7 protein-coding genes and 1 pseudogene are annotated in these 26,523 nt (G+C 74.2%); 3 read left to right on the forward strand and 5 right to left on the reverse strand.

Translation table 11 applies throughout. The features are described from left to right. The first annotated feature begins 201 nt into the window (after positions 1 to 201). The gene (locus ACNFOC_RS01760) at positions 202 to 1,161 is read left to right on the forward strand and encodes an ACP S-malonyltransferase (RefSeq protein WP_416955843.1); all 960 of its coding nucleotides are present in this window, start codon (positions 202 to 204) and stop codon (positions 1,159 to 1,161) included. Then, positions 1,154 to 2,176, forward strand: a complete 1,023-nt coding sequence (locus tag ACNFOC_RS01765; protein WP_416955845.1) for an LLM class flavin-dependent oxidoreductase — start codon at positions 1,154 to 1,156, stop codon at positions 2,174 to 2,176. Before ACNFOC_RS01760 ends, ACNFOC_RS01765 begins: the two co-directional genes overlap by 8 nt. Before the next feature lie 97 nt (positions 2,177 to 2,273). On the opposite strand, the gene ACNFOC_RS01770 is transcribed toward ACNFOC_RS01765, so the two are convergent. The 5 genes and pseudogenes from ACNFOC_RS01770 to ACNFOC_RS01790 all read right to left on the reverse strand — a co-directional run bounded on the left by ACNFOC_RS01770 (position 2,274) and on the right by ACNFOC_RS01790 (position 26,350). Next, positions 2,274 to 3,704, reverse strand: a complete 1,431-nt coding sequence (locus tag ACNFOC_RS01770; RefSeq protein ID WP_416955847.1) for an FAD-dependent monooxygenase — start codon at positions 3,702 to 3,704, stop codon at positions 2,274 to 2,276. 10 nt (positions 3,705 to 3,714) lie between these two features. Beyond that, a pseudogene (locus ACNFOC_RS01775) lies at positions 3,715 to 8,262 on the reverse strand (type I polyketide synthase); the annotation flags it as partial. A 55-nt stretch (positions 8,263 to 8,317) separates the two neighbouring features. Next, a complete protein-coding gene (locus tag ACNFOC_RS01780) occupies positions 8,318 to 18,520 on the reverse strand; it encodes a type I polyketide synthase (RefSeq protein WP_416955849.1) in 10,203 nt (3,400 codons plus the stop codon). 27 nt (positions 18,521 to 18,547) lie between these two features. Beyond that, positions 18,548 to 23,503 (reverse strand): type I polyketide synthase, encoded by a 4,956-nt coding sequence (locus ACNFOC_RS01785; protein ID WP_416955851.1) that lies wholly within the window; start codon positions 23,501 to 23,503, stop codon positions 18,548 to 18,550. A 51-nt stretch (positions 23,504 to 23,554) separates the two neighbouring features. Further along, the gene (locus ACNFOC_RS01790) at positions 23,555 to 26,350 is read right to left on the reverse strand and encodes a type I polyketide synthase (protein WP_416955853.1); all 2,796 of its coding nucleotides are present in this window, start codon (positions 26,348 to 26,350) and stop codon (positions 23,555 to 23,557) included. An 83-nt stretch (positions 26,351 to 26,433) separates the two neighbouring features. On the opposite strand from ACNFOC_RS01790, the gene ACNFOC_RS01795 reads away from it, so the two are divergent. Then, positions 26,434 to 26,523, forward strand: a 90-nt coding sequence (locus ACNFOC_RS01795; RefSeq protein WP_416955857.1) for a TetR family transcriptional regulator, incomplete at its 3' end; no start/stop codon positions are given.

The following is a 26,523-nucleotide window of genomic DNA, read 5'->3' on the forward strand; positions in this document are numbered from 1 at the left end:
CGCCCGTCCATCACGGAGGTGGCAGAATCACACACCGCCTAGCCTTTCCGTTGCGATCATTCTCATGCCGAAATCTATATCAAACCGACACTGAGCGTCAAGATGATCGATCCGGCGTGAATGTTGCGGCTGCTGACGTGCAGAAATTATGCTTTGTTTCTCCTTTAGTGGCACTTTGGGCAGACGGTGTGGACTTCCGTTATGACCGTTGCCTACGTGGTCGGAGGCCGCGTCAACCTCGACGCCGCGGCGACCGACAGTTTCCATGAGTCCTTCGCGCCCGTCCGGGAGGTCTATGCGCGTGCGGCGCAGTGGACCGGCCTGACGGGCGCCCAGTTGCGTACCGAGGAACTGCCCGCCGACCAGGAGGAGCGGCAGAGCCGCGGCTCGCTGCGCCAGGCCGCCCTCGTGCTCGGCATCGCCGACGTCCTCGCGGAGCGTGGCGTCGCGCCGTCCGTGACCGGCGGAGTGAGCCTCGGCGGGATGACGGCCGCGGCCCTGGCCGGAGCTCTCGACCGGGAGCACTACCTGCGCTTCCTGCACCGGCAGCGTCTGGTGCCGCACCTGCCGCCGGACGCGCCGGAGCAGGCCGTGGCCCGCGCCTTCGTACCGGCCGAGGACGACCCGGCCGACTACTACGGGGAAGCCCGGCCGGGGGTTCATCTCGCCGGGGACTTCGGTCCGGTACTGGAGGGCACCAAGCGGATGCTGCTGCTCGGCGGTCATCGCACGGCCGTGGCGGACCTCGCCGCGTCACTGCCGGAGCGGACGGTGGTCGTCCTGGAGGGGCAGACCATCGCCGCGCACACCGAACTGCGCACCCATGAGCGGGAGTTCCTGGCCCCGTACGTCCGCACCATGCCGTTCACCGCCCCCGGGGTGCCGGTCTGCTCCGCGGTCCAGCCCGAGCCCAGGGCCCTGACCACGGCCGATGAGGTCCGCGACCTGTTCGACCGCAACCCCGTGGCTGCCATCACCATGCCCGGAATGCTTGCCGAACTGGAGCGCCACGGCACTCGGTTGGCCATGATCTTGGGGAAATCGATACCGAAGGGAGTCATCGATTTTCCCTTCCCGGTCATCCACATCCACGAGCCCGCGGACCTCGACGAGGCGGCGGCCGCAGTGGCGGAACTGTCCGGCAGTACGGCCCGTGCCTGACCGCCGGGCGGGCGTGCCGCTCTCCGTGCTGGACATCGCGCCCGTGATACGGGGCTCCACGGCCGCACAGGCGCTGCGGGACACACTGGACCTCGCCCGCCATGCCGAACGTCTCGGTTATCTGCGCCACTGGTTCTCCGAACACCACAGCACCCTCAGCCTGGCCGCCTCGGCGCCCGCGCTGCTCGTCGCCGAAGCCGCCCGGGCCACCGGCACTCTGCGGGTAGGGGCCGGCGGCGTCCTGCTCGCCCACCAACGGCCGTTGGCGGTCGCCGAACAGTTCTGCACCCTGGCCGCCTTCCACCCGGACCGCGTCGACCTCGGCGTCAGCCCCTCGGTGGGCACCATGAACCCCGCCGTGCAGATCGCGCTGCGTGGCGAGCCCGGCCCCTTGGCGGCGGACGCCTTCGCCGGGCGCACGGAGGAACTGCTCCGGCTGCTGGACCCGGCGGACACCGACGAGGCGGTGACGGTCACTCCCCGCCCGGACAGCTGGCCTCCCGTGTGGTTGGTGGGCCGTGACGAGACGGACGGTGCGCTCGCCGGCCGGCTCGGCCTGCCCTTCGTCTTCGGGTACCACTTCAGCCCGCACGCCGTCGACGGCGCTCTCAAGGCGTACCGGCACGCCTTCCGGCCCAGTGCCCGGTGGCCGAAGCCATACGTCGTGCTGGACGTGATGGTGCTGCTCGCCGAGAGCGAGGCGCGGGCGCGGTATCTCGCGAGCCCCCTGGAAGTGGCCGCGCTCCAGATGGGCGAGGGACGGCTCGGGCCCTACCTGCTCCCCGAGGAGGCGGCGACCGCCGGCTACACGGAGGAACAACGCGCCCGCGTACGGGGTCAGTTCGACAGCCAGGTGGTGGGGGACCCGGCGACCGCGCGCCGGACCCTCACCGCACTGCTGGAGCGCACGGGGGCCGACGAACTCATGGCGATCACCATCGTCACCGACCACGCGGCCCGGCTGCGCTCGTACGAACTGCTGGCCGAGGTCGCCGCGGAGCTGCGGACGCGATAGACCTCGCCCCCCGATTCCCCTCCCCCCCCGCTCGTTGTCGCCCGAGCGGGGGGAGCCGTCGTTCCGGGCCACGCACCCCGGACGGAGGAGGACCCGCCTAGGCAGCCGGACCGAACCAGGTCTCCAGCGCGACGGTGAGGCCCTTGTCGTCGGTGCCGGCCCAGGCGACGACGCCGTCGGGGCGGACGAGCACACCGGGCGCGTCCAGCTCCGGTACGGCCGGGATCCCGACGCGGGTCACCCGGTCCGCCCAACCCGGGAGGGAGCCGGGAGAGCGCGGGTCGCCTTCGCGAGCCAGCAGGACGCCCCGGCCGCTGTGTACGGCCGGGACCGCGGCCTTGGGCAGCACGGGCAGCGGACGGCCGATCAGCGGGGAGAACCCGGCGGAGTCGCCCGGCAGGACCCGCTCCAGCGGATACCGCACGGTGGTGACGGCGCCGACCAGATGCTCCACGACCGGCGGGAGTTCGACGAGTTCGGCGAACAGGGAGCGCAGCGGCTCCAGCTCCTCCAGCGGGTGCAGCAACGCCAGTTGGGCGCGCATCACGCGGACCGCGCGCTCACCGACCGGGCGCCGCTCGGTGTCGTAGCTGTCCAACAAGCCTTCCGGCGCCGTGCCGTCGACCTCGGCGGCGAGCTTCCAGCCCAGGTTCACCGCGTCGTTGAGGCCGGTGTTCAGCCCGTGTCCGACGGCGTGGAAGTGGGTGTGCGCGGCGTCACCCGCCAGGACGACCCTGCCCTTGCGGTAGCTGTCCGGGAGACGGGTGGTGTTGCCGTAGCGGGCCGTCCAGCGCGGTCGGCCCCCGGTCACCGGTGCCCCCGCCACGCGCAGCACACTCTCCCGGACCTCGTCGAAGGTCACCGGCACCTCATGGCCGGGCGTGTCACGGGCGAACTCGGTGGTCATGACGTGATGGAAGCCCTCGTCGGGAATGACGCCGTACAGCCCGGCCGGGCCGGTGCCCGCGCCCTCCGGGCCGGCGTACCCCTCCACCTGCGCGACCAGCCCGTACCAGGACGGCCCACGGGGCGGTGCCACGAAACCCGCGGCATCGCGGACGGTGCTGTTGCCGCCGTCCGCGCCCACCAGGAACGCGCCCTCGACGCGGTACTCGCCGTCGGCGCCGCGCACGGTGACGGTCACCCCGGCGTCGTCCTGCTCGACCGCCAGCACCTCGTGACCGCGCCTGATCTCGGCACCGAGGGCCACCGCATGGTCCTCCAGAGCCGCCTCGACCCGGTTCTGCGGGACGATCAGCCAGTAGTCGTCGGGGGACGCCTTGGCGAGATCCATCGGCAGATGGGCGAAGTGCACCGCGGGCCAGCGCGGCAGCTCGCCCAGCCCGGCGAGCAGCCCCCGCCGTTCCAGGACGTCCGCCGACCGGCCGTGCAGCAGCCGGGAGAACGCCTCGGTGTCGCGGTGCGCGCGTCGTTCGAGGACCATGGCGGGCACACCGTTCAGCCGCAGCTCGGCGGCGATCAGCAGGCCGACCGGGCCGCCTCCGGCGATGATCACAGTGCGGGTCATCCGGGACTCCTTAACGGGTGGTGGGCAGTGAAGCGCTGAGGAAGCGGGCCAGTTCCGTCGGCGTGGGGAAGTCGTAGATTCCGGTGGCCGGGACGGACAGACCGGCCACGTCCCGCAGCCGGTTGTTGAGTTCGAGCGCGGTCAGTGAGGCGAACCCGATGCCGAGGAACGCCTCGTCCGCAGGCACGTCCTCCGGCCCCGGAAGCCCCAGCACGACCGCCGCCTGGGTACGGACGAGATCCAGGAGCACGGCCGGCCGGTCCTCGCCGGTCGCCTCGGCCAGGCGCCGCCGCCACGACAACGGCCGGCCCCCGGCCGCCGCCCTCCGCAACAGCCGGGCCGCCGGCGGCAGTTCGGACAGCAGAGGGCGCGAGCGGTCCCCGGCGAACTCCGGCAGCAGCCGCTCCCAGTCCGGGTCGGCGATCACCAGTCGTGCGCCGCCCTCACCGAACGCGCGGGCCAGCTGGTCCATCGCCGCCTCCGCGACCACTGGACGCAGCCCGTGCCCCCCGGGGCCCTCCACCGTGCCGTGCCGTGACCAGGGACCCCACAGCAGCGTTGAGGTGGGACGGCCGTGGGCGGTCCTGTGCCCGGCCAGCGCGGTGAGATACGCCTGCGCCGGGCCCTCGTTGGCCGCGCCGGGTCCGCCGAGGAGCCCGTTGGCGCCGGCCAGGAACACCAGCACCGTGCCGGACGTCCGGTCGGCGATGCCGGCCAACGCCTCCGCCTGCGCCCGCACCCGGTCCAGCTCCCGACCGGCGCGGTCCGCGTCGAGCGTGGCGGTGGGCGGCGGCCCGGGCGGGACCACGGTGTGCACGACGGCGGCCGGCGCCAGGTCCTGGACCTCCGGCGGGGCCAGGTCCTGCCGGCCGGACGGGTCCCACACCGCGATGGTCACCCTGGCGCCGTGCTCGGCCAGATACGGGTCCACCTCGGCCGGGTCGCCGGGAGCACAGGTCAGCAGCAGATGTTCGGCTCCGTGCCGGGCGAGCCAGCGGGCCGCGTCCCGGCCCAGCCCGGTCGTGCCGCCGGTGACCAGGACCGTGCCCGGCGGCACCTTCACCTCGTCGTGGCGCGGCGCCGGGGCTGCCACCAGACGACGCCCGTACAGGTCCGATCCGCGAACGGCCACTTGGTCCTCGCCGTCCGGCGCGACCAGGAACCGGGCCAGCCGCGCCGCGGAGCGCGGGTCGGGAGCCGTGCCGGACGGCAGGTCGACGATCCCGCCCCATGTCTCGGGACGCTCGACGGACAGCCCGTGGGCCAGTCCCCACACGACGGCCTGCGCCGGGTCGGGCCCGGCGTCGACCTCGTCGACCGCCACGCCGTGCGCGGTGACCGCCCACAACGGGGCCCGGAGCTCCGCGGACGCCAGCGCGTCGAGCGTCCGCAACGTGGCGGTGACGGGGTCGGTCGCTTCCCGCGCGGGGAACGCCAGTACCCCCGCCCACGCCCGACCGTCGAGCGCCGCATCCGGTATCTCCGCGGCCCGGACCACCTCGGCTCCCCGGGCGGTGAGCGCGTCGGCGACGGCGTCCACCGTCGCGCCGCCGTGCAGGGGATCGGCAGGCGAGAGCAGTACCCAGGTACCGGGAGGCGGTGTCCGGTCCGGTGCCGGGACGGGGCGCCAGGTCAGACGGTGGGGCCAGTGCGGCCGACGGCGCCAGGCGGCCAGCGCGTCCAGGACGGGCCGTAGCGGACTGGTCCGCTCCAGGTGCAGGATCTCCGCGACGGACGCGGGGTCGGCGCGGTCGACCGCGTCCCAGAACGCCGACTCCTCGGCGCCCGCCGTCGGTGACGGCGTGTCCAGCCAGTACCGGTCGCGCTGGAAGGCGTAGCCGGGCAGATCGACCAGGTCGCCCTCCCCGCCCGTGACCGTCGGCCAGTCCACCCGTACGCCCTGCACGTGTGCCTCGGCGACCGCCGCCAGAAGTGCCGTCGTCTCGGGACGTTCGGGCCGGGCCGTGGGAACGGCACGTACCGGTGGTGCCGAGGCGTCCGCCTCCAGGGTGCGCCTGGCCAGCGCGGTGAGCGTCGGCGCGGGGCCGATCTCCAGGAGGGTCGTCACACCGAGCCGGCGCAGTTCGGTCACCGTGTCCTGGAACCGTACGGTGTGCCGCAGTTGGCGGGTCCAGTAGGCGGCGGTGAGCAGGTCGTCCCCGTCGGCCGGCCGACCGGTGAGCGTGGAGACGACCGGGACCGACGGCGGCCGGTACTCGATGTCCTCGGCGACCGCACGGAACTCGGCGAGCACGGCGTCCGTGAGCGGGGAGTGGAAGGCGCCGCCGACCGTGAGCCGACGGCTGCGGCCGCCTCGGCCGTGCCACTCGTCCTCGACCTCGGCGAGGGCCTCCGGGTCGCCGGAGACGACGACCGATCCCGGCGCGTTCACAGCCGCCACGGACAGCAGATCGGTCCGTCCGTCCAGCAGCGTCAGGGCGGTCGCCTCGTCGGTGTCCAGTGCGGTCATGGCGCCCGGTGGCAGCCCCTGCATCAGCCGGGCCCGGACGGCGACCAGCCGCACGGCCGACGGCAGGTCGAGGACGTCCGCGGCCGTGGCGGCCGCCAGTTCTCCGATGGAGTGCCCGGCCAGGTGATCGGGCGTGATGCCCCAGTGCCGCAGCAGCCGGTGGAGGGCGATCTCGTAGGCGAACAGGGCCGGTTGGGTGTAAAGGGTCTGGTCGAGCGGTTCGCCCGGGGTGAACAGCACGTCCTTCAACGGGCGTTCGAGGTGCGCGGCGAACAGGTCGGCCACCTCGTCGAGCGTGTCGGCGAAGACCGGGTGGGCGGCGGCCAACTCCCGTCCCATCCCTGAGTGCTGGGCGCCCTGTCCGGTGAAGAGGAACGCGATGCGCCCGGGCCGGCCGGAGCCGAGCAGCACCTGGCCGCCGCCGTCGCCGTGGGCCAAGGACGCCAGCCCGGCGAGGAGTTCGTCCCGGTCGGTGCCGGTCACCGCGGCGCGATGGTCGAAGCGGCTCCGTCCGGCCAGGGTGCGGGCGACGTCCTGCGGGCGCAGCTCCGGGCGGCCCGTCAGATGGGCGTGCAGCCGCACGGCCTGCGCGGCGAGGGCGCCCTCGGTGCGGGCCGACAACAGCCAGGGGAGCGGGGGCGTGTTGCCCACCGGATCGGCGTGCGGGCCGGGCCCGGCGGTCCCCGCCGCCCGCGGCGCCGTGGTGTCTGCCGAGGTGTGCTGCGGCGCCTGTTCCAGGATGACGTGCGCGTTGGTGCCGCTGATGCCGAACGACGACACCGCGGCCCGCCGCGGACGGTCCACGTCCGGCCACGGAACCCGTTCGGTGAGCAGCTGGACCCGGCCCGCCGACCAGTCGACGTGCGGGGTCGGGCGATCGGCGTGGAGGGTGCGGGGAAGCACACCGGCGCGCAGGGCGTGCACCATCTTGATGATCCCGGCGGCCCCGGCGGCGGCTTGTGTGTGCCCGATGTTCGACTTCACCGACCCCAGCAGCAAGGGCCGTTCACGGTCCTGCCCGTACGTGGCGAGCAGCGCCTGAGCCTCGATCGGGTCGCCGAGCCGGGTGCCGGTGCCGTGTGCCTCGACGGCGTCGACGTCGGCGGGGGCGAGCCGGGCGTCGGCGAGTGCCTGGCGGATGAGCCGCTCCTGCGACGGCCCGTTGGGGGCGGTGAGGCCGTTGGACGCACCGTCCTGGTTCACTGCCGAGCTACGGATCACCGCCAGTACGCGGTGCCCGTTGGCCTCGGCGTCGGACAGCCGCTCCAGCAGCAGCAGTCCGGCGCCCTCCGCCCAGCCGGTGCCGTCGGCGTCGGCAGAGAACGCCTTGCACCGGCCGTCGGGCGCCAGCCCGCGCTGCCGGCTGAACTCGACGAAGGTCGCCGGGGTCGCCATCACCGCGACCCCTCCGGCCAGCGCCAGCGTGCACTCCCCGGACCGCAGCGCCCGCGTGGCCAGATGCACCGCGACCAGGGACGAGGAGCACGCGGTGTCCACGGTGACGGCCGGGCCCTCGAAGCCGAAGGTGTACGCGATACGACCGGAGGCCACACTGCCGGCGCTGCCGCTGCCGAGCATGCCCTCGGCCTCCTCGGGCGGGCGGTGCTGGAGCCGGGCGCCGTAGTCGTTGTACATCACGCCCGCGTACACCCCGGTCCGGCTGCCGCGCAGGCCGCGCGGGTCGATTCCGGCGTGTTCGAACACCTCCCACGAGGTCTCCAGCAGGATCCGCTGCTGCGGGTCGATGGCCAGCGCCTCCCGGGGCGAGATCCCGAAGAACGCGGCGTCGAACCGGTCGGCGTCGCGCAGGAAGCCGCCCTGGCGGGTGGTGACGGTGCCGGACCGGTCGGGGTCGGGATGGTAGAGCTGCTCCACGTCCCAGCCTCGTTCGGCCGGGAACCCGCCGACGGCGTCCACTCCTTCGTCGACCAGCCGCCACAGCTCTTCGGGTGTACCGACCCCGCCCGGGTAGCGGCAGCTCATGCCGACGACGGCGATCGGCTCGCGCTCCCTCGCCTCGGCCTGCGCCAGCCTGCGCCGGGTCTGCTGGAGGTCGGCGGTGACCCGGCGCAGATACGCGACGAGTTCCTCTTCGCTGGCCATCAGTTGCCCTTCCCTCGGCTCGCCGGTGATTCCGTGTTCATCAGACGACGCCCAGTTCGTTGTCGATCAGGTCGAAGATCTCCTCGGCGGAGGCCGACGCGATCTGTTCGCCGCCGTCCCCGTCCCCGGTCGCCGCGACGTCCCGGAGCAGCGCGCGGAGCCGGTCGGCGACCTGGTCGCGCAGACCGGGGTCGGCGGGCAGGTAGGCCAACTCATCGGCAAGGCCGTCGAGTTCGGTGAGGATCGGAGCGGCGCCCGGCTCCGTGGGTGCCAGCCGTGACAGCAGCCAGTCGGCCAGGGCCCGCGCGGTCGGATGGTCGAAGACGAGTGTGGCCGGCAGCCGCAGCCCGGTCGCCGTGCCGAGGCGGTTGCGCAGCGACACCCCGGTGAGCGAGTCGAACCCCAGATCCTTGAAGGGCAGGTCCTCCTCCAGCGTCTGCGGGTCGGCGTGTCCCAGCACGGCCGCCGCGGCCTCCCTGACAAGAGTGAGTACGGCGGCCCGCCGCCCTTCCTCGTCCAGGCCGGACAGCCGCCGCAGCAGGTCGTCCCCGGCCACTGCCCCGGTGTCCGCCGCCCGGACCAGCGCCCTCAGCACCCCCGGGACCGCGCCTGTCTCAGCGGCCCTCGAACGCAGGGTGCCCGCGTCCAGCCGGACCGGCACCAGCGCGGGCCGGCCGAGACCGAGCGCGGTGTCGAGCAGGGCCAGCGCCTCCTCGCCTTCGAGCGGCAGAATGCCGCCCTGCCCGATCCGGCGCAGGTCGGCGTCGTCGAGGTGGCCGGTCATCCCGCTCGCCTGCGCCCACAGTCCCCACGACAGGGAGACGGCGGGCAGCCCGCGGCTCCTGCGGTGGTGCGCCAGCGCGTCCAGGAAGGCGTTGGCCGCCGCGTAGTTGGCCTGTCCGGGGCTGCCGAGGACCGCCGAGGCGGAGGAGAAGAGGACGAGCGGTGTGCCGGGGCGGTCCTCGGTCAGTGTGTGCAGGTTCCACGCCGCGTCCACCTTGGGCCGTAGCACCCGTGTCAGCTGCCCGGATGTGAGCGTGGAGAGGGTCGCGTCGTCGAGGACGCCTGCCGCGTGCACCACTCCGGCGAGTTCCCGCCCGGCCAGCAGCGCGCGGAGCGTCTCGGTGTCAGCGGCGTCGCAGGCCGCGATCTCCACCTCGGCACCGGCGGCCGTGAGTTCGGCCGCCAGTTCGCCCGCTCCCGGCGCCTGCGGTCCCTGCCGGCCGACGAGGAGCAGGCGGCGTACGCCGTGCGTGGCCACGAGGTGGCGGGCCACCTGTGCACCGAGTGTGCCGGTGCCTCCGGTGACCAGGACGGGTCCCTCGCCGTGGAAGCCCTCGAAGCCGTCGGAGCGGCTCTCGGAGTGCGCCTCTCCCGGTGACGTCCTGCTGAGCCTGCGCACCAGGGCCACGCCGTCGCGCACCGCCACCTCCGGCTCGTCAGCGGCCAGGGCCGCGGCCAGCGCCCCCGGAGCGGCGGTGTCGGAGGCGGCCGTACCGTCGAGGTCCAGCAGGACGAAGCGCCCGGGGTTCTCCGCCGCCGCGGACCGCAGCAGGCCCGGCACCGCGCCGTGTGCCAATCGGGCCGGGTCGGCCGGTCCGTCGTCGTCGTGGACGGCCACCGCGTTCCTGGTGACCACAACGAACCGGGACGCCTCGAACCGGGGCTCCGCGAGCCATTCCTGTGCCAGGGCGAGCACGTGCTCCGCTGCCGCGTGCGCGCCGTCGACGGGGTTCCCCGCGTCCACCGGAAGCGGGACCAGCACCGCCTCCGGCACCGGCAGGCCCGCGTCGACGGCCGCCGCCAGCGCCGCCGGACCGGAGTGAACGCTCTCCTGCGGTACGAGCCCCCGGGTGTCCGCGCCGAGCAGCGCCCAACGGCCGGGAATCGCCGTGGCGTCGCGGTCCAGCCGTGGCCACGCGATCTCGTAGAGCGAGCGGGGCCGGACAGCGGCCGCCGTCGACACTTGACGGAGTGTCAGGCGCCCTATGGACAGCACGGGTCGGCCGTCGGCGTCGGTGATCTCGGCGCTCACGGTGAGCTGTTCGGGCTGTTCGGAGACGGTGGTGAGCCGGGCGCGCAGCGCGGTGGCGCCACGCGCGTGCAGGACGACGTCGCTGAACGCGTACGGCAGCCGTACGCGCCCGTCGTCGCCCGAGCGCAGGCCGTCCGCGGCGATGGCGTGCAGCGCCGCGTCCAGCAGCGCCGGGTGGATACCGTGCCCGCTCGCGGCGACCTGCTCGGGCAGGGCTGTCTCCGCGAGGACCGCGTCCGGTGTCCGCCAGGCCGCGCGCAGGCCGCGCAGTGCCGGTCCGTAGTCGTAACCGGCGTCCGCGAGACCGTCGTAGAAGGCCTCGGCGTCCAGGGATTCGGCGGCCTCCGGCGGCCACGGGCCAGGGGCGGTGTCCGGCGCGGGAGCGGTGGCGGCGTCGAGGACGGCGGTCGCGTGGTGTGTCCAGACCGGTCCGTCGAACCCGCCGGCGTCGCCGACCGGCCGGGCGTGCACGGTGAGGGTGCGCAGCGCCTCCTCGTCGCCGGGGACGACCGCGACCTGAAGGTCCACGACGCCGTCCGCCGGCAGCGTCAGCGGGGCGTGCAGGGTGAGTTCGCGCAGGCCGCCCCCGCCGGTCCTGGCAGCCGCGTGCAGGGCGAGGTCCACGAACGCGGTCCCCGGCAGCAGCACGGTTCCGGCGACCGCGTGGTCGGCGATCCAGGGATGGGTGGCCAGCGACACCCGCCCGGTGAGGACGCGCGAACCGTCCGACAGCTCCACCTCCGCGCCGAGCAGCGCGTGGTCCGCACCGGCGAGGCCCGCCCCGGACAGGTCACCGGGGCCGGTCGGCGCCTCCAGCCAGAACCGCTGCCGCTGGAAGGGGTACGTCGGCAGGTCGACGGCCCGTCGCGGAGTTCCGCCGGTGAGCGCGGCCCGGTCCACCGTCCCGCCCGCGGCATGTACCCGCGCGAGCGAGGTCAGTACCTGGGCGACGTCGCCGTGGTCCCGGCGCAGCGTGCCGATCACCGCCACCGGCGTCTCCGTCGCCGCTTCCGCGGTCTCCTGGAGCGGCACGGTCAGCACCGGGTGCGGGCTCACCTCGACGAACAGCCGGAGGTCGTCGTCGATCAACGCCTCAACCGTGGGCAGCAGTTGGACCGTCTGCCGCAGGTTCCGGTACCAGTACTCCGGGCCCAGCTCCGCCGTGTTCAAGAGGCCGGCGGTGACGGTGGAGTAGAACGCGACGTCGGTCGAGCGGGGCCGGATCCCCGCGAGCAGCTCCGTCACCTCCGCCTCGACCCGCCCCACGTGCGGACCGTGCGAGGCGTAGTCCACGGGCACCCGTCGGATCCGCACACCGGCCGCCTCGCAGTCCGCCGCGAGCGCGTCCAGGGCGTCCGGGGCACCGGACACCACCGTGGAGGTCGGACCGTTGATCGCGGCCACGCTGAGGTCGGCGCCCGCCGGGAACCGCTCGCGCACGGCCTCCGCCGTCAACTGCACCGACATCATCCCGCCCTGGCCGGAGAGCGCCTTCAGGGCGGCGCTGCGCAGGGCGACCACCCGTGCCCCGTCGTCCAGACCGAGCGCGCCCGCCACGGTGGCGGCGGCGATCTCGCCCTGCGAGTGACCGATGACCGCATCCGGTCGCACACCGTACGACTCCCACACGGCCGCCAGTGACACCATCACCGCCCACAGCACGGGCTGCACCACGTCCACCCGTTCCAGCGACGCGGCGCCCGGCCGCTCGGTGAGGACGTCCACCAGTGACCAGTCGGTGTACGGCTCCAGCGCCCGGGCACAGTCCTCGATCCGCTCCCGGAACACCGGTGAGGACACCAGCAGTTCCCGCGCCATCGCGGGCCACTGCGACCCCTGGCCCGGGAACACGAAGACCGTGCCCCCGAGTTCCGCGGCGGTGCCCCGCACGACGGTGTCGCTCTCGCCGCCGCGCGCCAGCTCTGCCAGACCGTCGAGCAGGGCACCCCGGTCCGCGGCCACCACCACGGCCCGCCGGGCCAAAGCGGCCCGCTGCTCCGCCAGGGCCCGGCCGGCGTCGGCCAGCGCGTCGTCCGGGAGCTCGGCGGCCAGCGCGTGCAGGCGCCCGGCCAGCGCGCGCAGCGCGGGCTCGGTCCGCGCGGACACCGGCCACACCGAGACCTGGGACACCGCCGGATCGCCGGGCACCTCCCCGGGCGCAGCGGCCTCCTGCTCGGGTGCCTGCTCCAGAACCACGTGGGCGTTGGTCCCGCTCAGCCCGAAGGAGGACACCCCGGCCCGTCGCGGTCGGCCCACCTCGGGCCACGGCCGTCGCTCGGCGAGCAGCTCCACCTTCCCCGCCGTCCAGTCCACGTGCGGCGAGGGCGCGTCCACGTGCAGGGTCCGCGGCAGCACACCGTGCCGGATCGCCTCGACCATCTTGATGACCCCGCCGACGCCCGCCCCGGCCTGGGTGTGCCCGATGTTGGACTTCAGCGAACCGAGGTACAGCGGTTCCGCACGGTCCTGCCCGTACGTGGCGAGCAGCGCCTGGGCCTCGATCGGGTCGCCGAGGACCGTCCCGGTGCCATGGGCCTCGACGGCGTCCACGTCCGCCGTCGACAGCCGGGCGTCGGCGAGCGCGTCCCGGATGACCCGCTGCTGGGAGGAACCACTGGGCGCCGTGAGGCCGTTGGAGGCACCGTCCTGGTTGACCGCGGTGCCGCGGATCACCGCGAGCACCCGGTGTCCGTCGCGCAGCGCGTCCGACAGCCGCGCCACCATCAGCAGCCCCGCGCCCTCGCCGAAACCGGTGCCGTCCGCGGCGGCGGCGAAGGACCGGCACCGCCCGTCGGGGGACAGCCCGCGCTGCCGGCTGAACTCGGTGAAGATGTTCGGCGTCACCACGACCGTGGCGCCGCCGGCCAGCGCGAGGTCGCACTCGCCGGCGCGCAGCGCACGGCACGCCATGTGCAGCGCCACCAGCGAGGACGAGCAGGCGGTGTCCACCGAGACCGCCGGCCCCTCCAGGCCGAGCGTGTAGGAGATCCGGCCCGATGCCACGCTGGTGACGTTGCCCGAGGCGAGGTAACCCTCCACGCCGTCCGGGACACTGCGCAGCCGGGCCGCGTACTCCTGCGCGAACACCCCGACGTACACGCCGGTGCGGCTGCCGCGCAGCGTCGTCGGGTCGATCCCGGCGTGCTCGACGGCCTCCCACGCGCTCTCCAGCAGGATGCGCTGCTGGGGGTCGGCGGCGAGCGCCTCGCGCGGGTTGATGCCGAAGAAGGCCGCGTCGAAGTCCGCGGCGCCGTCGAGGAATCCGCCGTGCCGGGCGTAGGTCGTGCCCACCCCGTCAGGGTCCAGGTCGTACAGGCCCGGAAGGTCCCAGCCGCGGTCGGTGGGGAAGCCGGAGATCGCGTCCCGGCCCTCGGCCACCAGCCGCCACAGGTCGTCCGGGGACGCCACCCCGCCCGGATAGCGGCAGCTCATCCCGATCACGGCGATCGGCTCGCCGTCCACGACCTGGCCCTGAGCCCGCGCGGCGTCGGCGGTACCGCCGCTCTCCAGCAACTCCGCCAGGACATGGCCCGCGAGCGCCGCGGGCGTCGGATGGTCGAAGACCGCCACGGCCGGCAGGCGCAGACCGGTGACCCGGTTGACCCGCTTGCGCACCTCCAGCGCGGTCAGCGAGTCGAAGCCGAGATCCTTGAAGGCACGGTCGGGCGGCACCGCCTCGATCGAGGTGTGCCCGAGCACCGCGGCGACCTCGCCACGGACCAGCTTGCCCACCAGCACCCGCTGTTCGCGCGGCGACAACGCGGCGAGTTCCGCGGCCAGTCCCGACGCGGTGGTGTCACGCGCGGGAGTCTCCGCGGACTCCGCGAGCACCGCCGACACCTCGGGAACCGTGTCGAGCAGCGGGCTCGGTCGGACCGCCGTGTAGCTCGGGGCGAACCGCGCCCACTCCATGTCCGCGACCGACAGCAGGGTCTCGCCGTCGGTGAGGGCCTGCCGCAGCGCGCCGAGCGCCAGGGCCGGCGCCATCGCACGGATGCCGCGCCGCTCCAGCAGGTCGGTCGCGCCGTCCAGGTCGATCATCCCGCCGTCCGCCCAGGACCCCCAGGCGACCGACACCGCTCGCAGGCCGCCCGCGCGCAACTGCCCGGCCAGACCGTCGAGATGAGCGTTGCCCGCCGCGTACGCGGCCTGTCCGCCGCTGCCCCAGACACCCGCGTTGGACGAGAACAGCACGAAGGCGTCCAGGTCGCGGTCCGCCAGCAGTTCGGCCAGGTGCTGCGCTCCCGCGACCTTTCCGGACACCACCCGGGCGTATTCGTCCAGGTCGGTGTCCACCACCGGTGTGTACGCCTGGGCGCTGCCCGCCGCGTGGAACACCGCGGTCGGCGGATGCTCCGCCACCAGGTCCGCCAGCGCCGCCCGGTCACCCACATCGCAGGCGGCGAGTGTCACCCGGACGCCGCGGGCCTCCAGCTCCGCGGCCAGTTCGGGTGCGTCCGGCGCCCGCGGACCGCGCCGTCCGGCCAGTACCAGGTGCTCGGCGCCGTGCGCGGCCAGCCACCGGGCGAGATGTCCGCCGATGCCGCCCGTGCCCCCGGTGACCAGCACGGTGCCGCGTGGACTCCACGGCGTGGGCTCCGGAGTCCGCTGCACCAGCGCTGCCCGGACCAGCCGGCGGACCAGCGGACCGGCATGGCGCAGCGCCACCTGGTCCTCGTCGCCGAGACCCGCCAGTACGGCCGCGAGATCGTCGGCGGTGCGCCCCTGCGTCACCGCCGGCAGGTCCACCAGACCGCCCCACAGCCGCGGTTGCTCCAGCGCGACCACGCGCCCGAGCCCCCACAGCTGTGCCTGACCGCCCGACGACTCGCCGTCCCCGGCAGCCCCGCAGGCCATGCCACCGCGTGTCACCGCCCACAGCCGCGCCGAGGACCCGCTGTCGGCCAGTCCCCGCACGAGCGCCAGCGTCCCGGCGACGCCCGCCGGGACCGCCGGGTGCTCCGGGTGCGGATGCCCGGCGAGGCCCAGCAGCGAGACGACACCGCCGACCTCGGCGCCCGCCTCGTGCAGCCGGTCCGCGAACCAGGTGTGGGGCGCCGCCTCCGGAGCGGTCATCACCGCAGCGGTCGCGCCCTGCCGGGTCAGCGCGGCGCCGACCAGTTCCACGGCCGGGTCGTCCGCGTACGCCGCGGGGACGACGACCAGCCAGGTCCCCTGCGGCGGGTCCCGCCGCACCGTCTGCGACGCCGGCTGCCACATCACGCGGTAGCGCCACCGGTCGACCTGCGAACGCTCCTGCGTCCGTCGTCGCCAGTCGGCGAGCGCCGGCAGCAGTTCGCCCAGCGGAGCGTCCCCGCCGATCTCCAGTCGACGGGCCAGCTTCTCCGGATCACCGTGTTCCACGGCGTCCCAGAACTCCGCGTCCTCGGTCCCCTCGCCCGGACCGGGGGCGGGCGCGTTGAAGGCCGACTCGATCCAGTACCGCTCGTGCTCGAAGGCGTACGTGGGCAGCGGGACCGTACCGGTTCCCGTCAGCAGGGGCGTCCAGTCCACGGCCACGCCGTGGGTGTGCAGCCGGGCCAGGGCCGTGACCAGGTCGGGATGCTGGGCCGGAACGGCCACGGCGTCGTCCAGCCCCTGGTGCACCAGGGGCGTGAGGGTCGCCCCCGGTCCCAGTTCGACGTGCACGGTGGCTCCCGCGGTGTGCAGCGTCTGGACGCTGTCGTGGAAGCGGACGGCGTTACGGACGTGGTGGACCCAGTACTCCGGCGACGTGAGGTCCTCCGCCGAGGCGAGAGCGCCGGTGAGGTTCGAGGCGAGGGTCAGCGTGGGCGGATGGTAGGTCAACTCCTGTGCGGTGGAGCGGAATTGGTCGAGGATGGGGTTCATGTGGGGTGAGTGGAAGGCGTGGCTGACGTCGAGGCGGTGGGTTCGGCGTCCTCGTTGTTTCCAGAGGGTGGCGAGTTGGGTGACGGGTTCTTCGTCGCCGGACAGGACGGTGGATCGTGGGCTGTTGATGGCGGCGATGGCGATGCGGTCGCCGAATTCTTCGAGTCCTGGGAGGAGTTCTTCCTCGGTGGCTTCTACGGCGATCATGGCGCCGCCGGGCGGGAGGTGCTGCATGAGGCGTGCCCGGGCGGAGACCAGCTTGGCCGCGTCCTCCAGCGAGAGCACGCCTGCGGCGTGGGCGGCGGAGATCTCGCCGATGGAGTGTCCGGCGAGGAGGTCGGGGCGCACGCCGAAGCTGTCGAGGAGTTTGAACAGGGCGGTGTGGTAGGCGAACAGGGACGTCTGGGTGTAGAGGGTCTGTCCGAGAAGGTCCGCGTCTTCCCCGAACATGACGTCCCGCAAAGGGAGTTCAAGGTATGGGTCGAGGAGTGCGCACACCTCGTCCAGGGCCTGGGCGAACACGGGATAGGTGTCGTACAACTCCCGCCCCATGCCCACTTGTTGAGAGCCCTGCCCCGAGAAGAGGAAGGCGACCTTCGCCGGACGTCCGGCAGCACTCGGCAGAACCTTCTCGTGGTCGCGGCCCTCGGCCAGCGCCGTCAGGCCCGCGAGCAGCTCGCCCCGGGACGCGCCCAGCACCGCCGCCCGCCGCTCGAACGCCGTGCGCGCGGTGATCAGGGAACGCGCGATGTCCGCGGTGGCCAGATCCGGGCGCTCGGCGACATGCGCCAGCAGCTTTCCGGCCTGGGCGCGCAGCGAGCCGTCGGTTTTGGCCGACAACAGCCAGGGCGGCACAGGTGCGGCGCCGGTTTGGGGCTCGGCCGCGCCCTTGACCGAGGTCTCCGTGCCGGCCGGGGCGTTGTCGGCTGCTTCCGCCTGGCCCTCTGCCGGCTCCGGAGCCTGTTCCAGGATCAGATGTGCGTTCGTTCCGCTGATGCCGAACGCCGAGACGCCCGCCCGCCGTGGTCGGCCGGTCTGCGGCCAGTCGGTCGGCTCGGTGACCACCGTGACGCTGCCCGCCGACCAGTCGACATGCGGGGTGGGCTCGTCGACGTGCAGGGTCGGCGGCAGCACACCCTCCAGCATCGCGCCGATCATCTTGATGACACCGGCGACGCCCGCCGCGGCCTGCGTGTGGCCGATGTTGGACTTCACCGAGCCCAGGTGGAGCGGTCGCTCGCGGTCCCGCCCGTACGTGGCCAGAACCGCCTCAGCCTCGATCGGGTCGCCCAGCCGGGTGCCCGTGCCGTGCGCCTCGACGGCGTCGACGTCCGCCGGCCCCAGTCGGGCGCTCGCCAGCGCCTGGCGGATGACGCGCTGCTGGGCGGGGCCGTTGGGCGCGGTGAGCCCGTTGGAGGCACCGTCCTGGTTGACCGCCGATCCCCGTACCACGGCGAGGATGTTGCGCCCGTTGCGTCGGGCGTCCGAGAGCCGTTCCAGGACGAGTACCCCGACGCCCTCAGCGAAGTTGGTGCCGTCCGCAGCCGCCGCGAACGCCTTGCAGCGCCCGTCCGGGGCGAGCCCGCGCTGCCGGCTGAACTCGACGAAGGCGCCCGGACTGCCCATCACCGTCACGCCGCCGGCCAGCGCCAGCGTGCACTCCCCGCGCCGCAGCGCCTGGGCCGCGAGATGGATGGCGACCAGCGAGGACGAGCAGGCCGTGTCCAGCGACACCGCCTGTCCTTCCAGGCCGAGCGTGTACGCCACCCGGCCGGACGCCACGCTGCTGGTCGTCCCGGTGAGCACGTATCCCTCCAGGCTGTCGCCCTCGTGATAGGACTGCGGCCGGTAGTCGTGGGAGATCACCCCGGCGAAGACGCCGGTACGGGTACCGCGCAGGGCGACCGGGTCGATCCCGGCATGCTCCACGGCCTCCCAGCCGACCTCCAGCAGTTGCCGCTGCTGCGGATCGGCGGCGAGCGCCTCGCGTGGGCTGATTCCGAAGAACGCCGCGTCGAAGTCGCCCGCGTCGTGCAGGAAGCCGCTCTCCCGCGTGTAGCAGGTGCCCGACTGTTCCGGGTCGGGGTCGTACAGCGCCGCCAGGTCCCAGCCGCGGTCGGCGGGGAACGGTCCGACCGCGTCCCCGCCGTCGGCGACCAGCCGCCACAGGTCCTCCGGTGTCCGCACCCCGCCGGGGAAACGGCAGCCGATGCCGACGACGGCGATCGGTTCGTACCGCTCCTCCTCCGCCTCCTGCAGCCTGCGCTTGGCCTGGCGCAGGTCCGCCGTCGCCCGCCGCAGATAGTCGCGGAGCCTCTCCTCGTTCGATCGGCTCGACTCGGTCGCCTCGTTCGACATGGCCACGCCCCACCCTTCGTCAGTACGTCAGAGAGATCCGAGTTCGCTGTCCAGCGCGTCGAAGAGTTCGTCGTCCGAGGCGGTCAGCAGCGCCACGTCGTCGGCGCCCGCCCCGGCCGTACGCTCGCCGGTCAGCCGCCACATCAGCGAGCGGAGCCGGTCGGCAATACCCGGCGGCAGCTCACCGGCGGGCTGTTCGGCGAACAACGCCCGCTCCAGATGGTCCAGTTGGGCCGCCAGGGCCTCGGCGCCGTCGTCGGCGCCGACCAGTTCCGTCAGCAGATGCCCGGCCAGCGCTGTGGCCGTCGGGAAGTCGAACACCACCGCCGCGGGCAGCCGCAGGCCGACCATCGCACCGAGCCGGTTGCGCAGTTCCAGCGCGGTCACGGAATCGAAGCCGAGTTCGGTGAACGCCCGGTCGTCGGCCACGGCGTCACCACCGCTGTGGCCGAGCGTGGCGGCCACCTCGGCGCGCACCAGGCCCAGCACCAGCTCGGTCCTGGCCGGCCCGGACAACGGCGCCAGCCGCTCCCGCAACGCCGCGAGCGCATCACCGTCCGCCGCCCCGGCGCCCTCGGCCTCCTCGGCCGCCGCCCGGGCCTCCGGTATCTCCGTCAGCAGCCGGCTCGGTCGCAGTGCGGTGTAACTCGGCGCGAACCGAGCCCAGTCCATGTCGGCGACCGACAACACCGTCTCCCCGTCGGCGAGCGCCTCGCCGAGGACACCGAGGGCCGTCCGGGGTGCCATGGCGCGCAGGCCGCGCCGCTCCAGTTCCTCCGCCGCCGAGGAACGCGTCAGCATGCCGCCGTCCGCCCACGCCCCCCAGGCCACCGAAGTCGCCGGCCGCCCCTGGGCGCGCCGCCGGTGGGCCAGCAGGTCGAGATGGGCGTTGCCCGCCGCGTAGGCGGCCTGTCCGCCGCTGCCCCAGACCCCCGCGTTCGAGGAGAACAGGACGAACGCGTCCAGCTCACGCCCGGCCAGCAGTTCGTCGAGGAGGTCCGCCCCCGCTGTCTTGCCCGCCACCACCGCCGCGTACGCGGCGGTGTCGGTGTCCCGCAACGGTGTGTAGTCCTGGGGGAGTCCCGCCGCGTGGAAGACCGCGGTCAGCGGCACGTCCGGCGGTATCCCGGCCAGCAGGCGCTCCACGTCACCGCGTTCGGCGAGATCGCACGCGACGAGAGACACGTCGACGCCGGTCGCGGTGAGCTCCTCCGCCAGTTCGGCGGCTCCGGGCGCGGCCGGGCCGCGCCGCCCGGCCAGGACGAGGTGCTCCGCGCCACGCCCGGCGAGCCAGCGGGCCACATGGGCGCCGATCCCGCCGGTACCGCCGGTGACCAGCACGGTGCCCCGGGCGCGCCACCCGGTCGCGTTGCCCGTGCGCGGCGCGGGTACCAGCCGTCGCGCGTGCGCACCGGAGGACCGCATCGCGACCTGGTCCTCCGTGCCGCCGGAGAGCACCGCCGCCAGCTGCACCGCCGTACGGTCGCCCTCGTTCTCGGGGAGGTCCAGCAGGCCGCCCCACAGCCGCGGTTGTTCGAGACCGACCGTGCGGCCCAGTCCCCACACCTGTGCCTGCGCGGGCGAGAGCCGGCCGTCGCCGGGCAGACCGGTGGCGACGCCGCCCCGCGTGACCACCCACAGCGGCGCCGAGCTCACCTCGTCGGTCAGCGCCCCGACCAGGGCGACCGTCGCTGCCACCCCCACGGGCACCGCCTCGTGCGCCGGATGCGGGCCGTCGGCGAGCGCCAGCAGCGACACCACGCCCGTGGGCGGCTCCGCCTCCGCACCGTCCAGCAGCCGCCCGTACTCCTGCGGGCCGGCCGTGGCGGGGTCGACCACCGCCTGGCGTACCCGGGCACCGGCACCGGCCAGCGCCTTGTGGCACAGCCCGGTCTCCGTACGGTCCTCGTGTCCCTCGGGCACCACCAGCAGCCAGGTTCCCGACAGCACCGGAGCAGCCGGCTCGGGCACCGGTCGCCACTGGACCCGGTAGCGCCAACGGTCGCCGAGCGCGCGCTCCTCGGACCGGACCCGCCAGGCGGCCAGCGCCGGCAGCAGCTCGGCGAGCGGCTCGGGCGTGCCGAGTTCCAGGGTGCGCGACAGGTCTTCCACATCGCCGCGCTTGACGGCGTCCCAGAAGGCGGCGCCGTCGTCGCCGGCGGCCCGCGCCCGCAGCCGGCGGCCCTCCGCGGACTCCTCCAGCCAGTAACGCCGCCGTTGGAAGGCGTACGTCGGCAGCTCCACCGGCCGCGGCCCGTGCCCGGCCGTGAGCACCGTCGGATCCACCGCCGCACCCTGGACATGGGCCCGGGCCAGCGACTCCACCAGAGACTCCTCGGCGTCCCGGTCCCGACGCAGGGTGCCCGTCGCGGCCACCGCCACGCCCAGCGCGTCGGCCGTCTCCTGCACGCCCGTGGTGAGCACGGCGTGTGGGCTGCACTCCACGAACAGCCGATGGCCGTCGGCCACGAGCGCTCGAGTGGCCTCCTCGAACCGCACCGGCTCCCGCAGGTTGCGGTACCAGTAGCCGGTGTCCAGCTCCGCCGCGTCGAGCGGCCCGCCGGTCACGGTGGAGTAGAACACCGGCCCCGCGGCCGTCGGCGCGACCCCCGCGAGTTCGGTCAGCAAGCTGTCCCGGATCCCCTCGACCTGCGGCGAGTGCGAGGCGTAGTCCACCGGTACCCGCCGGGTGCGCACCTCCTCGGCCGCGCACACCACCGCGAACGCGTCCAGCGCCTGCGGCGTGCCCGACAGCACCACCGAGCCCGGTCCGTTGACCGCCGCGACGTGCACGTCCAGCTCACCGATCCGCGCAGCCACCGCGTCCGCGCCGAGCGCGACCCACATCATCCCGCCCTGCCCTGCCAGCTCGGTCAGTGCCCTGCTGCGCAGCGCCACGATCCGCGCCGCGTCGGCCAGCGGCAGCGCGCCGGCGACGTACGCGGCGGCGATCTCCCCCTGCGAATGGCCGACCACGGCGTCCGGCCGCACGCCGTACGACTCCCACACCGCGGAGAGCGACACCATCACGGCGAACAGGGCGGGCTGCACCACGTCGACCCGCTCCAGGGAGGAACTGCCCGGCCGTTCCTCCAGGACGTCCAGCAGAGACCAGTCGGTGTGGGGAGCCAACGCCTCGTGGCACTCCTGGATCCGCTCCCGGAAGACGGCGTTCGCGGCGAGCAGCCCCCGCGCCATCCCCGGCCACTGCGACCCCTGCCCGGGGAAGACGAACACCGTGCGGCCCGCCTGCCCGGCCGTGCCGTGCAGCACATTGCGGGCGCTGTCCCCGCGGGCGAACGCCGCGACCCCGTCCAGCAGTTCCTCCGCCGTGCGGCCCACCGCCGCCGCGCGATGCCCCAACGAGGCGCGCGTCGTGGCCAGCGCGTGCGCCACGTCCACCGGCGACACGGCCGTGCGTGCGGACAGACGCCGGTGCAGCCGTTCGGCCTGCGCGCGCAGTGCCTCGGCGGAATGGCCCGACAGCACCCACGGGACCACCGGCCCACGCGATGCGCCGTTCCCCTCCGCGGCCGTGCCCGGTCGGCCGGCGCCCGTCGGTTCCGGCACGTCCGCGCCCACCGCGGCAGGTCCGTCCGCCGCCTGCTCCACGATCACGTGCGCGTTGGTGCCGCTGATGCCGAACGACGACACCGCCGCCCGGCGCACCCGTCCCACCTCCGGCCACGCCTCGGCCCCGGACAGCAGCCGCACCGCTCCCACCGACCAGTCCACCTGCGTCGACGGCCGGTCCACATGCAGTGTCCGCGGCAGCACCCCGTGCCGGATCGCCTGCACCAGCTTGATGATCCCGGCGACCCCCGCGGCGGCCTGAGTGTGCCCGATGTTGGACTTCACCGAGCCCAGCAGCAGCGGCCGGTCCGCGGGCCTACCACTGCCGTACGTCGCCAGCAGCGCCTGCGCCTCGATCGGGTCGCCCAGCCGGGTCCCCGTACCGTGCGCCTCCACCGCGTCCACGTCGGCCGTCGACAGCCCGGCATCCGCCAGCGCGTCCCGGATCACCCGCTGCTGCGAAGGGCCGTTGGGCGCGGTCAGTTGGCTGCTCGCACCGTCCTGGTTGACCGCGGACCCCCGCAGCACCGCGAGCACAGGGTGCCCGTTGGCCCGCGCGTCCGACTCACGCTCCAGCAGCAGCAGTCCGGCCCCCTCACCCCACGCGGTGCCGTCGGCGGCCTCCGCGAACGCCTTGCACCGGCCGTCGGGGGCGAGTCCCCGCTGCCGGCTGAACTCGATGAAGACACCCGGGCTCGCCATCACCGTCACCCCGCCGGCCAGCGCCAGCGTGCACTCCCCGCGCCGCAGCGCCTGTGCCGCGAGATGCACCGCCACCAGCGACGACGAGCAGGCCGTGTCCACCGTGACCGCGGGCCCCTCCAAGCCGAAGGTGTACGCCACCCGGCCCGAGGCGATACTGCCGGCGCTGCCGCTGCCGAGGTACGGCTCGTACTCCTGCGGCACCGCGTGGAACAGACGCGACGCGTAGTCGTCGTACATCACCCCCGCGAACACCCCGGTACGGCTGCCCTTCAGCCTCCGGGGGTCGAGTCCGGCCCGCTCGAACGCCTCCCACGCCAGCTCCAGCAGCATCCGCTGCTGCGGATCGATCGCGTATGCCTCACGCGGGCTGATCCCGAAGAACTCCGGGTCGAAGTCCCCGGCCCCGTACAGGAATCCGCCCTCGCGCACATACGCCGTCCCCCCATGCCCGGGGTCCGGGTCGTACAGCGCGTCCAGGTCCCAGCCGCGGTCCGCGGGGAAGCCCGAGACGGCGTCCCGCTCTTCCGCCAGCAGCTCCCACAGCTCCTCGGGTGAGGCCACGCCTCCCGGGTAACGGCAGCTCATCGCCACGATCGCGATCGGCTCGTGCCCGGCGGACTCGCTCTCCTGAAGCCGCTGCCGTGTGCGCTGCAACTCGGCGATGGTCCGCGCAAGGTAGTCGCGCAGCCTGTCTTCGTCCGCCATCGGAATGTCGCTCCCTCGGAAGTCGCGCGGAGTGTGGGGTCGTGGTTCGGATCAGCTGATGCCGAGGTCGTTGTCGATCAGGTCGAACAGTTCCTCGTTGCTCGCCGTCCGCAGTGAGTCCGCCTCGGGGGCGGGCGCTGCGGGCGGGCCGGATTCCAGGCCGGCCAGCAGATTGCGCAGCCGGATGGTCATGTCCACCCGCCAGTCGTCGTCGGGCGCCCGGCCGGCCAGCGACAGCGCCAGCCGGTCCAGCTCGGCCGGCCCCGGCCGGTCCACCGCTGCGTGCGCCTCACCCAGTTCGGCGTGCAGATGACGCACCAGCGCCCGTGGACTCGGATGGTCGAAGACCAGCGTGCTCGGCAGCCGCAGTCCGGTGCGGGCCTGCAACCGGTTGCGCAACTCCAGCGCGCTCAGCGAGTCCACGCCGAGATCGAGGAAGCCCCGCTCCAGATCCACGTCGGTGGGTGAACCATGGCCCAGCAGTGTCGCGGTCAGCGTCCGTACCGACTCGGTGAGGACCCGCTCGCGTTCCGCGTCCGGCAGCCCCGCCAGGTCCGGAGCCGGCCCGGACTCCGCGGACGACCGCGGGCGCGCCGCCGGCACCAACTGCCGCAGCAGCGCGGGCGGGTCCTCCTCCGCCGCCCGCGCCCGGACCCCCGCCAGGTCCAGCCGGGCGACGACGGCCGCCGTCACGTCCCGTGCCACCGCCGTGTCGAAGAGTTCCAGACCCTCCTCGGGGGACAGCGGTACGAGTCCGGACCGGGCGATCCGGTCCCGGTCGGCCGCGGCGAGTGCCCCGGTGAGGGCGCTCTCCTGCGCCCACAGGCCCCACGCGAGGCTCGTAGCGGGCGCGCCCGCGGACCGCCGGTGATGCGCCAGCGCGTCCAGGAAAGCGTTGGCGGCCGCGTAGTTGGCCTGACCGCCGCTGCCGGTCACCCCGGCGATCGAGGAGTACAGCACGAACGCGCCCACCTTGTGCCGCTCGGCGAGCCGGTGCAGATGCCAGGCCGCGTCGATCTTCGGCCGCAGCACCGCGTCGAGCCGTTCAGGGCTGAGCCCGGTCACCAGACCGTCGGCCACCACACCGGCGGTGTGCACCACCGCCGCGACCTGCCCGGCCTGCGCGAACAGAGCCTCGGCCGCGTGCGGGTCGGCCACGTCGCAGGCCACGAAGGAGACTTCGGCGCCCAGCCCGGCCAGTTCGGCGCGCAGCGCCGCCGCACCGGGCGCCTCGGCCCCGCGCCGGGCGGCCAGCAGCAGCCGCCGTACGCCATGACGCTCCACCAGGTGACGGGCGAGCCGGCCGCCGAGGGCGCCGGTGCCGCCCGTGACCAGGACCGTGCCCTCCGCCGCGCCCTCACCGAGGAAGGGCACGGGCTCCGCCGTACCGGCCGTGGACCGCACGAGCCGCGGCACCAGAACACGCTCGCCCCGCAGGGCGAGTTCCCGCTCGCCGGCCGCACCGGCCGCTGACAGCGCGTCCGTCAGCAGCGCCAGGGCGGCGTTCCCTTCGACCGCCTCGGCCGTTGCGGCGTCCGTGTCCACCAGGACGAACCGGCCCGGGTTCTCGGTCTGCGCCGAACGGACCAGCCCCCACACCGGTGCGTGAGCGAGGTCCACCGCCGCGTTCGGCTCCGTGGCGACCGCCTCCCGGGTCACCAACACCAGCCGGGAGGCGGACAGACGCTCATCGGCCAGCCACTCCTGGACCACTGCCAGTACCCGCCGCAGTACGGACCGCGCGCCGGCCACCACGTCATCGAGGCCACCGTCCGGCGCGGACACCAACGGCAGCACGACCGTCCTGGGGACCGACGCCCCACCCTCGACCGCCGCGCGCAACGCGGCCAGATCGGCGAACCGTGGGACGTCCGGATCCACCTCCCCCCACTCCTCGGGTCCCTCGCCCAACAACGCCCAGGACTCGCTCTTCGCGCCGGCCGTCGCGAGCGCCGTCGCCCACGACACCTCGTACAGCGCATCACCCGCCACACCTCCCCGAGCGGCCGCCAGCGCCTGCGCCGACACCGGCCGCAGCGCCAGTGACCCCACGGTCAGTACCGGCAGGCCGGCCGTGTCCGACAGCGTCAGCCGCACCGCCTCCGAGCCGACCGGCACCACCTCCACCCGCACGGCGGCGGTCCCTGTCTGATGCACCGTCACATCGGACCAGGCGAACGGCAGCCGCACGGCGTCACCCGCACCCGGCAGGAAACTCAGCACGTGCAACGCGGCGTCCAGCAGGGCCGGGTGCACGACGAAGTCCCCGGCAGCGCGCGCCGTCTCCTCGTCCACGGCCACTTCGGCGAACACCCGCCCCTCGGGTCCCTGCCATGCCCGCCGAACTCCCTGGAAGGCCGGACCGTAGGCCAGCCCGAAGTCCCGCAGACCTCCGTAAAGTCCGGAGGTCTCCAGCGCCACCGAGTCCTGCGGGGGCCAGGGCCCCGACGCGGACGCCGGCTCCGCCCGGCCAGACGTGGCCAGCGTGCCCGTCGCATGGCGAAGCCACCCGTCTCCGGCCGACCGCGCGTGCACCTCCACGGACCGCCGCCCGTCACCGTCCGCGTCCCCGACCACCACCTGGAGATCGACTGCCCCCTGCTCCGGCAGCACCAGCGGCGCTTCCAGAGTCAGTTCCTCCACCCGCTCACACCCTGAGCCCGCCGCGGCGTGCAGAACGAGATCCAGGAACGCGGCGCCCGGCAACGGCACCGCACCCAGCACCGCGTGATCGGCCAGCCATGGATGCGTCTCCAGCGAGATCCGCCCGGTCAGCACCTGCGCGTCCCGCCCGGCGATGTCCAGCACCGCACCCAACAGCGGGTGCCGCGCACCGTCCAGCCCCAACCCGCCCGCGTTCCTGACCTGCGGCGCATGGATCCAGTACGACGCCCGCTGGAACGGGTACGTCGGAAGGCGACCGCACTACGTTGCGGGACGTCGCCGCCGACGTCGGGGTCAACCTGGCTCTCATCAAGCGGTACTTCGACTCGAAGGAAGGGCTGTTCAAGGCGGCCCTG

This window comes from Streptomyces colwelliae, assembly GCF_048158785.1.
Taxonomy (GTDB): domain Bacteria; phylum Actinomycetota; class Actinomycetes; order Streptomycetales; family Streptomycetaceae; genus Streptomyces.